Source organism: Paraburkholderia sp. GAS82, assembly GCF_050436285.1.
GTDB classification, from domain to species: Bacteria; Pseudomonadota; Gammaproteobacteria; order Burkholderiales; family Burkholderiaceae; genus Paraburkholderia; species Paraburkholderia phenazinium_B.
In genome coordinates this window covers 281,734-296,562 of record NZ_JBNDLX010000008.1, presented here as the reverse complement: position 1 = coordinate 296,562, position 14,829 = coordinate 281,734, and the positions used below count along the sequence as shown (strand labels likewise).

At 63.2% G+C, this 14,829-nt stretch carries 12 protein-coding genes; 4 read left to right on the top strand and 8 right to left on the bottom strand.

Going from position 1 to position 14,829, the window contains the following annotated elements; translation table 11 throughout:
* Positions 1–168 precede the first annotated feature (168 nt).
* From kdsB to lpxK, 3 genes are all read right to left on the bottom strand, one after another.
* Entirely contained in the window at positions 169–984 is an 816-nt protein-coding gene (kdsB, locus tag P3T17_RS25365) for a 3-deoxy-manno-octulosonate cytidylyltransferase (RefSeq protein ID WP_429409290.1), read from the bottom strand.
* A gap of 152 nt (positions 985–1,136) precedes the next feature.
* The gene (locus tag P3T17_RS25360) at positions 1,137–1,343 is read right to left on the bottom strand and encodes a Trm112 family protein (RefSeq protein ID WP_074263517.1); all 207 of its coding nucleotides are present in this window, start codon (positions 1,341–1,343) and stop codon (positions 1,137–1,139) included.
* The gene (gene lpxK, locus P3T17_RS25355; RefSeq protein WP_429409289.1) at positions 1,324–2,340 is read right to left on the bottom strand and encodes a tetraacyldisaccharide 4'-kinase; all 1,017 of its coding nucleotides are present in this window, start codon (positions 2,338–2,340) and stop codon (positions 1,324–1,326) included. The genes P3T17_RS25360 and lpxK overlap by 20 nt, the downstream gene beginning before the upstream one ends.
* A 515-nt stretch (positions 2,341–2,855) precedes the next feature.
* Between lpxK and xseA the strand changes: the two genes are divergently transcribed.
* The 3 genes from xseA to P3T17_RS25340 all read left to right on the top strand — a co-directional run bounded on the left by xseA (position 2,856) and on the right by P3T17_RS25340 (position 6,651).
* Positions 2,856–4,235 (top strand): exodeoxyribonuclease VII large subunit, encoded by a 1,380-nt coding sequence (gene xseA / locus P3T17_RS25350; RefSeq protein ID WP_429409288.1) that lies wholly within the window; start codon positions 2,856–2,858, stop codon positions 4,233–4,235.
* 197 nt (positions 4,236–4,432) lie between these two features.
* Entirely contained in the window at positions 4,433–5,011 is a 579-nt protein-coding gene (sodB, locus tag P3T17_RS25345; protein WP_074263520.1) for a superoxide dismutase [Fe], read from the top strand.
* Between the two features lie 521 nt (positions 5,012–5,532).
* On the top strand, positions 5,533–6,651 hold the full coding sequence (locus tag P3T17_RS25340; RefSeq protein WP_429286843.1) for a porin: 1,119 nt from the start codon (positions 5,533–5,535) through the stop codon (positions 6,649–6,651).
* Positions 6,652–6,699: 48 nt separating this feature from the next.
* Here the strand turns inward: P3T17_RS25340 and P3T17_RS25335 are convergent, their stop codons facing one another.
* Both P3T17_RS25335 and clpP read right to left on the bottom strand, forming a co-directional pair.
* Positions 6,700–8,142, bottom strand: coding sequence for an NYN domain-containing protein (locus tag P3T17_RS25335; protein ID WP_429409287.1), 1,443 nt, complete (start codon positions 8,140–8,142; stop codon positions 6,700–6,702).
* Positions 8,143–8,209: 67 nt separating this feature from the next.
* The gene (gene clpP, locus P3T17_RS25330; protein ID WP_074263523.1) at positions 8,210–8,839 is read right to left on the bottom strand and encodes an ATP-dependent Clp endopeptidase proteolytic subunit ClpP; all 630 of its coding nucleotides are present in this window, start codon (positions 8,837–8,839) and stop codon (positions 8,210–8,212) included.
* 298 nt (positions 8,840–9,137) lie between these two features.
* Here clpP and P3T17_RS25325 point away from each other — a divergent pair, with 298 nt between their 5' ends.
* Complete coding sequence (locus tag P3T17_RS25325; RefSeq protein ID WP_429409286.1) at positions 9,138–10,193, top strand: sigma-70 family RNA polymerase sigma factor; 1,056 nt, start codon at positions 9,138–9,140, stop codon at positions 10,191–10,193.
* On the opposite strand, the gene P3T17_RS25320 is transcribed toward P3T17_RS25325, so the two are convergent.
* The 3 genes from P3T17_RS25320 to P3T17_RS25310 form a co-directional block, all read right to left on the bottom strand.
* Positions 10,149–11,423, bottom strand: a complete 1,275-nt coding sequence (locus P3T17_RS25320) for an EAL domain-containing protein (RefSeq protein ID WP_074265940.1) — start codon at positions 11,421–11,423, stop codon at positions 10,149–10,151. The two genes, P3T17_RS25325 and P3T17_RS25320, sit on opposite strands and share 45 nt — an antisense overlap.
* Positions 11,424–11,678: 255 nt before the next feature.
* On the bottom strand, positions 11,679–13,139 hold the full coding sequence (gene mdtD, locus P3T17_RS25315) for a multidrug transporter subunit MdtD (protein WP_429409284.1): 1,461 nt from the start codon (positions 13,137–13,139) through the stop codon (positions 11,679–11,681).
* A 123-nt stretch (positions 13,140–13,262) separates the two neighbouring features.
* Complete coding sequence (locus tag P3T17_RS25310) at positions 13,263–14,675, bottom strand: PLP-dependent aminotransferase family protein (RefSeq protein ID WP_429409282.1); 1,413 nt, start codon at positions 14,673–14,675, stop codon at positions 13,263–13,265.
* Positions 14,676–14,829 lie beyond the last annotated feature (154 nt).

Below are 14,829 nucleotides of genomic sequence, written 5' to 3'. Positions count from 1 at the left end.
CATCCGCGCATTGGACTCAGGGGGCCCGCTTCGAAGTGACCGCAGTGCGCCTCGCGCTGCACGTCGTGAACGACGGCGCTGCAAGGGGGACGGCGGGACGACCGGGCAAACCCTGGCCAACGATCATTGCAGATGGTGCGCACAGCCGTTTGATTATGCCACGGGTTTTTACGCCGACGGACCGAATAACGACCTTACGCGAGCGAGGTCCGCAGGGGTATCGACACCCGGCAGCGGTGCTTCGCCGGTGACGAGCACGGCGATCCGCTCGCCATGCCACATGGCACGCAGTTGCTCTAGCGCCTCGGCCTGTTCGATTGGCGAGAGGGTGAGCGTTGGGTACGAGCGCAGAAACTTTGCACGGTACGCATACAACCCGATATGCCGGTAGACCGTGGCAGGCGCGGGCGGCGTGGGCATCGCGGCGACGTCCGGCCAGTGCGGCTGATACGCGTCGCGCGCCCAGGGAATCGGCGCGCGCGAGAAGTACAGCGCAACGCCGCGCGCGTCCAGCACGACCTTGACGACGTTCGGGTTGAAGATTTCGGCCGGGTCGGTAATCGGGTGTGCCGCGGTTGCGATGGCACAGCCGTGGCTCGCAGCGAGGTGCGACGCAACGCCGCACACCAGTGCGGGATCGATCAGCGGTTCGTCGCCCTGCACGTTGACGACGATCGTGTCGTCGCTCCAGCCGTAATGTGCCGCGACTTCGGCAAGACGGTCGGTGCCCGACGGATGATCGGCACGCGTCAGCATGGCTTCGATGCCGTGTTCGCGTGCGACGTCGAGGACCGACTGCGCATCCGATGCGATCAGCACGTGCTGCGCGCCCGAGGCCAGCGCCCGCTCCGCAACGCGCACGACCATCGGCTTGCCGCCGATATCGGCGAGCGGCTTGTTGGGCAGACGGGTCGAGGCGAGCCGCGCGGGTACGACGGCAATGAACGGCGGGGCGGCAGGGACGGTGGACGTGGGTTGAGTCATGGGAAACGCGGCGGCAAAACCGGAACAAGGCGCCGAACAGGGGGCCAAAGAAGGCGCCGAAGAGGACGCGGAACGGGACGCGCCCCAGCTACGGCGCGCGCAGAAAAAACAACGAAGCGGAACGAACGGCTCTGCCCATCAGGACTACGGCATCAGGCTCCAGGCGCAGGATGCAAAGGCTCGACCGGGGTGCCTTCGACGGTTTGACGCGCTTCGTCCACCAGCATCACGGGAATGCCGTCGCGGATCGGATACGCCAGCTTGTCTGCGTTGCAGATGAGCTCCTGCGCCGGACGATCGTAGCTGAGCGGGCCCTTGCAGATCGGGCAGACGAGAATTTCAAGCAGGCGAGCGTCCACGGACTTTCTCCACAACTAATTCAATGAGGCGATGATCGAGCGCAGCTTCGACGGGGACGACCCAGATGCGCGCATCGTGCCAGGCCCCCAATTTTACCGCATCCTTTTCAGTGATCAGGATCGCATCTGCATCGACATCGGCAAATGGATTGCTGGTGAACGCATAGTGGTCCGGTAACGCACGGGTCTGGGGTTTCACGCCCGCGGCACGCAAGGTCGCGAAGAAGCGCTCCGGCGCGCCGATGCCAGCCGCGGCCAGCACGCGATCGCCGCTGAACTGCGCAAGCGGCCTGCGCAGCGCCGGGTTGCCGAGATGCCACGCGTCAGCTGGCGTGAGTGAGAGCGCGAAGGTGTTGGGCCAGGGCGGCAGCGTGCGTTCGTACGGACTGTTGATCAGCGTGGCGTCGCGGCGGCGCGACAGCGGCTCGCGCAACGGCCCGGCCGGCAGCAGGAAGCCGTTGCCGCCGAGGCGATGGTCGAACACCACGAGTTCGGCGTCGCGGGCGAGGCGGTAGTGCTGCAGACCGTCGTCGCTGACGATCACGTCGACCTCGGGATGCGCGCTGCATAGCGCTTGCGCCGCCGCCACCCGGTCGGGACAGACCCAGACCGGCGCGCCGGTGCGGCGCGCGATCAGCAAAGGCTCGTCGCCGGCATCCTGCGGCGCCGAAGTGGCTGTGACGGGCGTAGGCCGGTTGACCCGCGCGCCATAGCCGCGCGACACGACGCCGGGCTGGAAGCCCGCGACGCGCAGCGCTTCGACGAGCGCAATCACCGTGGGCGTTTTGCCGGTCCCGCCGACCGTCACATTGCCCACCACTACGACTGGCACGCCGACGCGTATCGCCTTTAGCCAGCCGAGCGCAAAGGCCGCGCGACGTGCCGCGGCGATCGCGCCGAAGATGCCGGCAAACGGCAGCATGGCCCACGCGAGCGGGCCGCGCTGTTGCCACTCGCGCGCAAGACGCGTTTCAAGTTGGTGCTTGACCTCGCTCATGAGGCCAACGCCGGTGTGCGCAGCAATCGCAACTGCGGCACCGGTTCAGGTGACGCGATACACGGGACAGGTATCAACGCGTTTCTCCGGGCGGGACGATCAGGGCAGGGCATGGCGAGCGCTGCATAAGCGGCGTGTCGCTCATGATGCCCTTAAAACCCGGCACTCTAGCGCGCGAGCGTCGTGCGCCGCAAGTCGCCAGCGTGACACACGGCCGCGCGATAGACGCGGGACCGGTCTCCTCAGCCTGTGGATAACTTTGTGGAGAACTCGCCTCCGGCGGGGCTGGGAGGGCCATTCGGCGCGGGTCCTGTCGGCGTGCATCGGTATATATGAGATAGAAATGCTTTATAAATCAAAAGGTTAAATCGGCATTACGGGCCTCTGCACGCATCCTTACAAGGCCTTTCACGCTCCTCCCGACATGTGGACACTTTTAACAATTCGTACAACGTGCTGGACGTGATTGGCTGCTCGGTCTATCGTCTGTCCGGCCTGTCATCCCTATTCATCGCATGAACTCCGAAAGTCCCTTTTCGTCTTCGGGCGCGCCCGGTGGCGACGTCGTTGTGCCGGTGTCGGCGCTCAATCGCGCCATCAGCACGATGCTCGAACGCTCTTTCCCGCTCATCTGGGTGGCGGGGGAAGTGTCGAATTTCACGCGCGCCGCGAGCGGTCACTGGTATTTCTCGATCAAGGATGCGCAGGCGCAGATGCGCTGCGTGATGTTCCGCGGCCGCGCGCAGCACGCCGAGTTCACGCCGCGCGAAGGCGACCGGATCGAAGTGCGGGCGCTTGTCACGATGTACGAACCGCGCGGCGAGTTGCAACTGAACGTCGAAGCCGTGCGCCGTACCGGGCAAGGGCGGCTTTTTGAAGCGTTCCTGAAGCTCAAGGCGCAACTCGAAGCGGAGGGGTTGTTTGCCGCGGAGCGCAAGCGGCCGTTGCCGACGCATCCGCGGGCAATTGGCATCGTCACTTCATTGCAGGCCGCGGCGTTGCGCGACGTGTTGACCACATTGTTGCGCCGTGCGCCGCATATTCCGGTGATCGTGTATCCGGCACCGGTGCAGGGCGTGGGCGTCAGCGCGAAATTGGCAGCGATGGTCGAGACGGCCAACGCGCGGCGCGAGGTCGATGTACTGATTGTCTGTCGCGGCGGCGGCTCGATTGAAGACCTGTGGGCGTTCAACGAAGAAGTACTGGCGCGAGCGATTGCCGAAAGCCGCGTACCGGTGGTGAGCGGCGTCGGTCACGAAACCGATTTCACGATTGCCGATTTCGCTGCAGACGTGCGCGCGCCGACACCGACCGGCGCCGCCGAGCTCGTCAGTCCGCAACGCGTGCTGTTGTTACGCGATCTCGATCACCGCCATGCCACGCTCGCACGCGGCTTTGGCCGCATGATGGAGCGGCGTGCGCAACAACTCGACTGGCTCGCACGGCGGCTCGTCTCGCCATCCGAGCGGCTCGCGCGACAACGCACGCATTTGCAGCAACTCAGCGTGCGTCTTGGATCAGCCGGTGCGCGTCCGGTGCGCGATGCTCGAGCGCGGTTTTCGCTGCTGCAGATGCGCTGGCAGCGCTGGCGTCCGGATCTCGTTGCGCATCGTGCCACCTTGAACGCACTTGCGCAGCGGCTCGACGGCGCAGCGTTGCGCCAGCACGAACGGCATACAGCGCGCGTGGCGACGCTGGCCGCGCGTCTCGAGGTGCTGAGTCCGCAACGCACGCTCGAGCGTGGCTACGCGGCTGTGCTCGACGCGCAGAATGGTCGCGCACTGCGTGCGCCGGCCGCGCTGAAACCGGGGCGTCATCTGACTGTGCACCTTGCAGAGGGCGCTGCGGATATCACGCTGGCCGATGTGCAAGCACGTCTGTCCGACGATTTCTGACGCTCTTACGCCGACGTACTTTTGACCGTGGCACGTGCATTGCGTGAGCACTGGTTACGGTTGTCCTGGCGACTTTCTAACGCATATCCGACATAAAGGCCGTTGGTTTGCGGGGTTATTCCAAGTCGCCTACAATCGAGTGCTCTACAGCGTTATCCTCAGACTGACCCCCCACACACAGATAGAAGGAAAGCACCATGGAACATACGCTCCCGCCGCTGCCGTTTGCAAAGAACGCACTCGCTCCGAACATGTCGGAAGAGACGCTCGAGTATCACTACGGCAAGCACCACCAGACCTATGTGACTAACCTGAACAATCTGATCAAGGGCACGGAGTTCGAGAACCTGTCGCTCGAAGAGATCGTCAAGAAGGCATCGGGCGGCGTCTTCAACAACGCCGCGCAAGTGTGGAACCACACGTTCTTCTGGAACAGCCTGTCGCCGCAAGGTGGCGGTGCACCGAAGGGCGCGCTCGCCGACGCGATCAACGCGAAGTGGGGTTCCTACGACAAGTTCAAGGAAGAGTTTGCCAAGACCGCAGTCGGCACGTTCGGCTCGGGCTGGGCATGGCTCGTGAAGAAAGCAGACGGCTCGCTCGACCTCGTGTCGACCAGCAACGCTGCCACGCCGTTGACCACGGACGCGAAGGCACTGCTGACGATCGACGTGTGGGAACACGCGTACTACATCGACTATCGCAACGCTCGTCCGAAGTTCGTCGAAGCATACTGGAACATCGTGAACTGGGACTTTGCAGCGAAGAATTTTGCGTAAGTTTCATGCCGGCGGTGTGGTGTAGCCGCCCGGTGTAAACGGATAGTTTGCAAAGTCCGGCAATCGCGACGCCGCGATTAAACTTCGAGCCGTTAGTAAGCTAGTGACAGTGAAGCCCTCCAACGCGAGGGCTTTCTGCTTTTTGTGCGTGTCAGTTCCCCCTCGTTTCATTCCCGCTGGCCGCCTTGGCCACATCTGCAACGTCAACCCGGTTTAACCCTCTCGCACGCAGGCGTTTAGAGCGCCACGGCCTCCCATCGCGTCTCCGCGCCAGCATGCATCTTCTGCAAGCTCGTCATGAAAAGAATGCAATGGCTTTGCGGGTCTAATTGACTTCAAATTAGCACGCCCATTCTATTTTTCGACCTGACCGGCATCTCAGCGAAGCCGGGCACACGGAACCTGAGAGAAGGATCGCGCGCACCTGACTGGCCAGATCGGATGGAGACAGCGACCGGGTTGTACCGCAGAGATGTAATCAAAGCCCGCAACAAGCGGCTATCAAAAATGAGGAGACATGCATGCGTTTGATCAGTCAGGGTATCTGCGGGGCCACGCTGGTTCTCGCCGCAGGCAGCGCCGTGGCGGCGGACTCGAGTGTGACGTTGTACGGCGTGGCCGACACGTTCATCCAATACCTCGACAACGGCGGCAATCATTCGTTTTCCGAACGAAGTGGCGGCGCGGCGGGCTCGCAATTTGGCCTTAAAGGTAACGAGGATCTCGGCGGAGGTCTGTCCGCGCAATTCGATGTCGAAACCGGTTTTAACCTGAATAACGGCACGTTTTTCGCGGATACGACTTCGCTGTTCTATCGGCAGGCTTGGGTTGGCCTGAACCACTCGAGCTATGGCTCGCTGACGTTCGGGCGGCAGTACGAGCCCAGTTTTCGCGTCGTTTATCCGACCGATCCGTTTCGCGTCAACGAGATCCTCTCACCGTTCTCCGCAGACGTGCTCGCGGTCGACAAGAAAACGCTCTCGACGCAGTACGACTCCGGCCGTGCCAGCAACTCCGTGCTTTATCAGTCGCCGAATCTCGGTGGCGTGCAGCTCTACGGCATGTACGCGTTTGCCGCCACCGTGACCCAGCCGGTGCCGGCGACCACGGGGAATATGCTCAACCTCGGCGCGAGTTATACGGGTTATGGCTTGTATGCGGGTCTTTCGTATGTCAATCAGCATCCGGGGCAGGAGACGATCGCAGGTCTGCCGACCGCGCTCACTCTGCTCAGCACCGAGCACTTCATCGGCGCGCTCGCTTATCGGGTGGGTATTGTGAACTTCCAGTTCAACTACTCGTATCAGCGCGCGCAAGATCCGTCGCCCAGGTCTCTCGCAGCGGTGCTCGGCACGGCGCATTCGCTCAGCATCGCCGAGCTGGGTGCCACGATCCAGGCTACGGCTGCGGATACGATCGAGATCGCGGCTTTGCAGCGCAACGTGCGCGGCGCGCATGACAACACGCCGGGCTTCGAGATCGGTGCCGATCATTCGATCTCGAAGCGCACGAGTTTCTATGTCCGCGCGGGCTACATGAAGAACAACGGTACCTCGACCGTCAGCTGGCCGGGCGTCACGGTGAGCGAACCCGGTACCAACCAGGTTCTCGCCACCGTGGGCATGACGCACCGCTTCTGAGGACGGATAGTCTTCAACCGGACGCGTTGCGTCCGGTCTCGCGCTGACTTATGAGGTAGCCGCGGCCTTGCGCGGACGACGATTGCGTGTCGTGGATTTACGCGCGGTCTTGACGGCCGCGGGGGCCTCCACCACAGCCTGAGCGGGTACCTCCTCGTGTGGCGCTTCGCTTGCGACTGCAGGTGCAGCGTCGTGCGATTCCGGTGCGGCCTTCTTCGTTTTTCTCGCCGCAGTCTTGCGGCTGCCGCGTCCCTTGCGGGGTGTCTCCGGAGCAATTTCCTCACGCCCTTCAACAGCGGCTTCCGGCTCTGATTCCGGTTCCGGTGCTGTGTCGAACGTGAACAACCCGGGCTGGGCCGCTGGTTCCGCTGGCTGCTCGTCCGGCTCGTCGTAAGCGAAAGGCGATCTGCCGCCGTGGTTGAAGTAAGTGTCTTCCGGTTCGTGCGGCGACGTCTCAGCGTCCTCGTGACTCGCCGCCGGTTCTGCGAGTACCGCTGCCGGCGCGTCGCGCTGCGACTTACGGTTGCCGCGCCCGCGGCGGCGAGCGTCCTGCTTGTGACCACCGTCTCCCTGCTGCGCGGCGTGTGCCGGTTCCGCGGCCGCCGGCTCCTGCGTTTGCTCTGACGTCTCACCAATGGTTTCGCTGAGCGTCGTCACGACATTGCTGCGATACACGTACGCGCCCGACTTCTCATCGCGGCCGAATTCGAGCAGACCGCGTGCCTGTGCTTCTTCCAGCAGATTGCCGAACGCACGGAAGCCGTAATACGTTTCGTTGAAATCGGGCTTGCGGCGCTTGATAGCGTTTTTCAGCACCGAGGCCCAGATCTTGCCGCTGTCGCCGCGTTCCGAGGCGAGCGCATCGAAGGTCTGTACCGCGATTTCCACCGCTTTGGTCCGGCGCGTTTCGAGATCTTCCTTCGGACGCTTCTCTTCATTCGGCGTGCGCTTGGCCGTAGCGGTCGGCTGCTGTGCCGGACGCGCCGTCTCGCGCTTGACGACAGTTCGCTGACTTTCGCGCACCAGGTCGTCGTAGAAAATGAATTCGTCGCAGTTCGCGATGAGCAGGTCGGACGTGGACTGCTGAACGCCCACGCCGATCACCTGTTTCGCGTTTTCGCGCAGCTTCGAAACCAGCGGCGAAAAATCGGAGTCGCCACTGATGATGACGAAGGTGTTGACATGCGATTTGGTGTAGCAGAGATCGAGCGCGTCGACGACCAGACGGATATCCGCCGAATTCTTGCCCGACTGGCGCACGTGCGGAATCTCGATTAGCTCGAAGTTGGCTTCGTGCATCGTGCCCTTGAAGCTCTTGTAGCGCTCCCAGTCGCAGTACGCCTTCTTGACGACGATGCTGCCCTTGAGCAGCAGGCGTTCGAGCACCAGCTTGATGTCGAATTTCTCGTACTTCGCATCGCGTACGCCGAGGGCGACGTTTTCGAAGTCGCAGAACAGCGCCATGCTGATGGTTTCGTTGGATGACGCCATGTATTTCTCCAATGAGGCGACCGTCGAACTCGACGGATCGCGCCCATGATAGCGTCCCTGCGACCGGCTACGAGTTTTCTGTCTGCTGGCGGGTCTGCAGCACGTCGTCGATCAGCCCATAGGTCTTCGCATCCGCCGCGGTCATAAAGTTGTCCCGATCGGTATCCTTGACGATGTCTTCGATGCTGCGTCCCGTGTGTTCGGCCATGATCGCGTTCAGGCGTTCGCGCTGATACAGGACTTCGCGCGCCTGAATCTCGATGTCGGCGGCGGTGCCCTGGCTGCCGCCGGAGGGTTGGTGGATCATGATGCGTGCGTTCGGCAAGGCATAGCGCTTGCCGCGCTGGCCGGCGGTCAGCAGAAACGTGCCCATGCTCGCCGCGAAACCCGTGCAGAGCGTCGATACTTCCGGCTTGATGAACTGCATGGTGTCGTAGATCGCGAACCCGTCGTAGACCGAGCCGCCCGGCGAATTGATGTAAAAGGAAATATCCTTGTCAGGGTTCTCGGATTCGAGAAACAGCAACTGCGCGACAATCAGGCTCGCGGACTGCTCGTTGACCGGACCGACGAGAAACACAATCCGTTCGCGTAGCAGCCGCGAAAAAATGTCATAGGCGCGCTCGCCGCGTCCGGACTGTTCGATGACGGTCGGCACGAGACCGAGGCCGTTGAGGGACGGGTAGGTGGAATGCATGTGCGCCTCGCTAACTTGGGGTTAAGCTGGATCAGGTTGAATGAGCTTGAGTGAGTGGCCAGTCCCGCACCGCCGCTGCGGATGTGAGTGACTGTCCCCATGACGAGGGCGCGCGCCGGGGTGTGACATAAATATTTTTGTGCTGACCTGTCACATCGTGCGGTGCTCGAACGTCAGGATTCAAAAGGTGCGGGTTGCGGTGCGCTTGCCGCACTGCTGGCGTGTCTGAGCCTGCGCGGTTTTGTCCACGCTTTAGCTACGCGCCAAAAAACAGTTCACGTTTATGGGAGCAGCACGCATGACCGAACCCACCGTCGACAAGTCATCCGCCTTCGAGGCCGCCCGCGCGCGACTCGTTGCGCTGGCGTACCGCATGCTGGGCAGCCGCGCCGAGGCGGAAGACGTGGTGCAGGACGTCTGGCTGAAGTGGCATCTCGCCGATACGCGCGAAGTGCGCACGCCGGCGGCATGGCTGACCACGCTTACTGCACGTCTCGCGATTGACCGGCTGCGTCATCTGCAACTGGAGCGCAGTGTGCAGGCCCAAGGTTGGCTGCCCGAACCGTGGCTTGACGAACTGGCGCCTTCCGCGGAGGAACTGGCGTTGCGTTCGGCGGAGATGTCGTACGGACTGATGCTGCTGCTTGAACGGCTTAAGCCGGATGAGCGGGCCGCCTTCGTACTGCACGAGGCGTTCGACTGCGACTACGCGGAGATTGCGAGGATCCTCGAGCGTACGCCGGCGGCTTGCCGGCAGATCGTGCATCGGGCGAAAGCCCGTTTGCAGCGCGACGGTGCGCCCGTAAGACGCCCGGACCCGATACAGCATGCACGGCTCGTCGAGCGCCTGCGGACAGCGCTGGAGGCGCAGGATCGAGCGGGCTTGCTGCAACTGTTTAGTGACGCGCCGGAGATTGTCAGCGATGCGCCGGTTCGCGTGGACGAGCCCGTGGTCGCTGCAATGGATTGGGTGAACACGGTGACGTCGCTAGCCGGAGCGGCCGTGATGAGCGCAATGCAAGAGATCGGAGAGGTGCGGGCGCTGCAACAACTGCGCAGAGGATATGCCGCAACGATGGTACACGCCGAGTGCCTGTCGATCGACGGCGCCCCGGGAGTAGCGCTCATGCTAGATGGCGAGATCACCGCGCTACTCGATGTATCGATTAGCGCCGGCCGGATCGTGAAACTGCGCATCGTCACGCGTGCCGCGCATCTTCAGACCGCGCGTCGCAATTTCGGCTTACCGGCCGTACGGCAGATACTCAACGAGATCCGCGAGCGCGCATGGCTTACAGCGCAGCGCGCGTCAGTTACGGTGTGCGGCGACTTCCCAGTTGATATCGACGCATAGCACCTGCATACCGCGCGGTGTCTGCGCGGCAATCGAAGCGGTCACGCAAAGGTGCGCTTCGTTGATCGAAAGATACGGTGGCGTGAGATGCACCTGACCCGGCGTGCGCATCGCGCCGATGAAATACGGCCGACGCTCCCAGCTCGCGCCTTCCGAATGCAGCAACGGACGGAAACGCTTGGCCCGTTGCGACGCGCGTCCCGGCGGCAACACGTTGTCGCCGATCTGCCGTCCCGAGCCGTCCAGCACGAAACAGCGCGCGGTTTCACCGAGCGCCAGCAGCGGCGCCGTGGCCTGAGCCACTGATTCACCCGCCACCAGTAATGCGCTCGCGGTTTCGAGCGCTTTCGCGTACGGCGCAAGCCGTGCCGCCTGGGCGCGTTCGCGTGCCCCGACCCGTTCGCGCAGCGCGGCAGACAACGCATCCATCAAACCAGCCGCTGCCTGCGGCTGCACTGGCTCCACGCTTGGTCCTGCGAAAAAGGCGCCTTGCACGAAATCCACGTTGCATTCGAGTGCGATCAACGCGTCGCGCTCGGTGGACAAGCCGCCCATCAGCACCAGTTGTCCCGACTCGTGCAGCAGCGACACAAGCCCCGGCAACACGCGTTCGATATGCGAATGCTCGCTCGCCTGCGCGAGGATGCAGCGGTCGAGCGTGACGATATCGGGCCGCAGGTTCCAGACGCGGTCGATGTTCGAGTGTTTGGCGCCGAAGCCGTCCAGCGCGATCAGAAAGCCCGATTTGCGCAGCGCATCCACGATCTCGGCGAAACGCGTAGTCTCACCGCCAGCCTGCTCCGACACCTCCAGCACCACGCGTTGCGGCGGCAGGCCGAGGGCCTTGAGGCCGGCCAGCAGCGCGTCGCCGTAGCTGGTATCCATCAGCGCGGCGGGATGCAGGCTCAGGAAGAGCCATTCGTCATGGCTCTCGAACGCGTTGAAGTTGCCCAGATGCAGTGATTCGGCGAGCCGTCCGAGTTCGAGCAGATCGCCGCGCCGCGCGGCCTGGGTGAACACTTCGTGCGACGGCACCTGCTTGGCATGTTCGTCGTGAGCGCGCAGCGAGGCGTGATAACCGATCGCGCGACGGTGCGATACGGAAAACACCGGCTGGAACACGCTGAACACCGTGTAGCCGCCGTACAGGACGGTGCGCCGGGAGCCCTCATCGCCCGCCATGGGGCGCGGAGGCTGGAAGCCGGGAGGATCGAGTTCGATCATGCTCATCATGTGTCAGTCGTGTGAAGGATGGCGGCGCAGTTGGCACGCCTAAGCGGCCAGTTTACAGGATAGGCGAGCAAGAACCATGCTCGCGGAGGAATTACCCTTCCAGCGTTGTCGAGGACTCATTGTGCGCCGGGAGGTGCGTTGCGGCTATGCAGCGCACAGACATGGTGCGCCGCGCGCCCCGTCACGGGTCGAGCGCAGGGCCGTGCAGGCCGTTACCAGGCGGCCATGTGGGCCAGCTGGCGTTGGGCGTTTTCAGGTCCGTTCGGACGGGTCGGTTTTCTTCGCTGTGCGACGGATGTCGGCCGCCAGTTGCGCGAAGATCCATGACGAACAAGCGGTCATGATGCCGACGCACAGGAACGTCGCATGGAAGGCGGGCAGCGAATTCGCCGCGGTCACCTTGTGGATCAGTCCGGTGAACGTTGCGAGCAAGGCGCCCGCGACGGTGACGCCGAGACTCATCGACAGCATCTGTACCAGCGAAAACAGACTGTTGCCGCTGCTGGCGCCGCCGGTGCCAAGATCTTTGAGCGTGAGGGTGTTCATCGCCGTGAACTGCATGGAGTTCACACCACCGAAGAACGCAAGTTGCACGAGCCGCAGCCACAGCGGCTGGGCGAGGGTGGTCAGCCCGAAGCTGGCCATGGCGAGGCCTACCAGCACGGTATTGGTGACGAGCACGCGCCGATAGCCGTATTTCATGATCAGCGTCGTGACGAGACGTTTGGACATCATGCCGGCTGCGGCGACCGGCAGCATCATCAGACCCGCTTCGAAGGCGCTGTAGCCGAGGCTCACCTGCAGCAGCAGCGGAATCAGATACGGCATGGCGCCGCCTCCGATCCGCGCAAACAGATTGCCGAGCAGGCCGACGCTGAACGTGTGGATCTTGAACAGATCGAGCGAGAACAGCGGATGCGGATCGCGCACGGCATGCAGCCCATAGGCGACGAAGCAGGCAAGGCTCAGCACCAGCAGCACGAGCACAGTGGCCTGCTGGATGCCGAGTTCGGTACGGCCGTCGAGCGCGAACGAGATCGCCACCATGCCGACCACCAGGAACAGATAGCCCTTGATGTCGAATTTCGCGGTATCGGGGTTACGGCTGTCCTGCATGAAGATGAAGGTCACAATGCAGCCGATCACGCCCACCGGCACATTGATGAGGAAGATCCAGTGCCACGAGGCGATCTTGACGAGCCAGCCGCCGAGCGTCGGGCCGATCAGTGGCCCGATCAACCCAGGAATCGCGACAAACGACAACGCGGCCAGATAGCGTTCGGCGGGAAACGTGCGGAGTACGGCGAGGCGTCCGACGGGCAGCAACATGGCGCCACCCACTCCCTGGATCACGCGGTACAGCACCAGTTGATCGAGCGTTTGCGCGTTCGCGCACAGCAGCGAGCCGATGGTGAACACCAGAATCGCGCTGAAAAACACCTTGCGTGTGCCGAGTTTGTCCGCGAGCCAGCCGGACACCGGGATCATCACGGCCATCGTCAACGAATAGGCGATCACCACCGATTGCATCCGCAGCGGCAGCTCGCCGAGACTCGTCGCCATGGCCGGCAGCGCCGTGTTGACGATGGTCGAGTCGAGGGTCTGCATGAAGAAACCGGTGGCGACGAGCCACAGCATCACGGTGAGTGAGCGCGCGGTTGGCTGGGGGGCGGTGGGGGCGGGTGTGGGGGCGGCGTTCGGCGGATTCGACATGGAGGGCGGCTGCTCGCGCGCACCGGACGGGCTGAGGAGTGCCCATTTTAGGGAAATCTGCGCGGCCGTGCAGCAGGGTTTGCAGCTTTGGAGGGCGCTTTGCCCTCTGCCCTGCACCCCGGTTCAAGGTTCGAGCCGGGCCGCCGCATCGAAAAAAACCTGTGCGCGCGGATCGCTCGCGTATGCCGCGTTGATGCGAATCCATGGGCTAACCTCGGCGTTCGGCCGGAAGTAGCTCCCTGGCGCGACGGTGACGCCCAGTGGCGCGCCGCATTCGACGAGGCGCATGGAGTCGGCGATATGCGGCACGCGCGCCCATACGAACTTGCCGCCGAGCGGTGTCTCGAATACCTCCCAGCCGCTCGCCTCGAGTGCCTGCACCGCGGCGCCGAGCGCGTCGCGCATGCGGCGGCGCAGCCGTTCCAGATACTTGCGATAGGCGCCGCGCTCGAGCATGGCGACGGCCACTGCTTCGGCAAAGCGCGAACCGCCGATACTCGTGAGCATCTTGATGTCGGCGAGATCCTTGATGGTCGCGTTGTCGGCGACAACGTAGCCAATCCGCAGCGACGACGACAGCGTCTTCGACAGCCCGCCCACATAGATCACGTGTTCGAGCTGGTCGAGCGTCGCGAGACGGTCGGTGACATCGGTCTGGAAGTCGGCGTAGATGTCGTCTTCGATGATGCGGAAGTCGTGCTCGCGGGCGAGTTGCAGCAGCCTGAACGCAACGGGTGGAGCGATTGTCGTGCCGGTGGGGTTGTGAAACAGGCTGTTGACGAAGAACAGCTTCGGCCGGTGGATGCGCAGTTGCGCCTGCAGGACGTCGAGATCGGGACCGCTGCGGGTGCGCGGAATGCCAACCAGCTTCACTCCATGCAGCTTCAGAAGACCGTACAGGTTGTAGTAGCCCGGGTCCTCGACAAACATCATGTCGCCGGCTTTGAGCATGTAGCGCATCAGCAGGTCGAGCGCCTGGCTCGCGCCGTTGGTAATGAGGATCTGTGAGGCGTCCGCTTCGATGCCGAGTTGCCCGAGGCGGCTTTGCAGATGCTCGCGCAACGTCGCGTTGCCGAGTTGGGTCGCATAGTCGACGAGGCTCGTGGGATCCGCTCGCGAGACGTGACGAATCGCCTGGCCCAAGCCGTCCATATCGCGCCATGCCTCGGGGATAAAGCCGCTACCCAGCTTGAGCGACTCGCCCGGGTGGTTGAACTGCTGCAGGATGTGCACCGCTTCGTCTTCCGCGCGGCGCGGGTCCGAGCTGCCTTGGGCGCCGCTCGCATTGCGCTGGCGTTCGGCGACATAGAAGCCTGAGCCCGGGCGCGAATCGAGGTAGCCGAGGGAGACCAGCCGGTCGTACGCCTCGATGACCGGGAAGCGGCTCACCTCGTGATCGGTCGAGAACTGACGGATCGACGGCAGTTTGGCGCCCGGATGGGCGGAGCGCGAGCGGATCCATGTCGTGACGCCGGTGACGATCTGGTCGGTCAACGGCACACCGTTTTCGCGGTCGAGTTCGATGTCGAGTTTCATGATCTCTCGTGCATAGGAAGCCGGCAAGGCGGCGCCTGATAGATGACACTCGGGCAACTGTCAGGTTTTTTCACTGCACAGTTCCGCGGAAACTGTTCGGAACTGTGCATGGGGTTTACATCATCGCACGGCAATAATGTGTCAACCAGAGAAG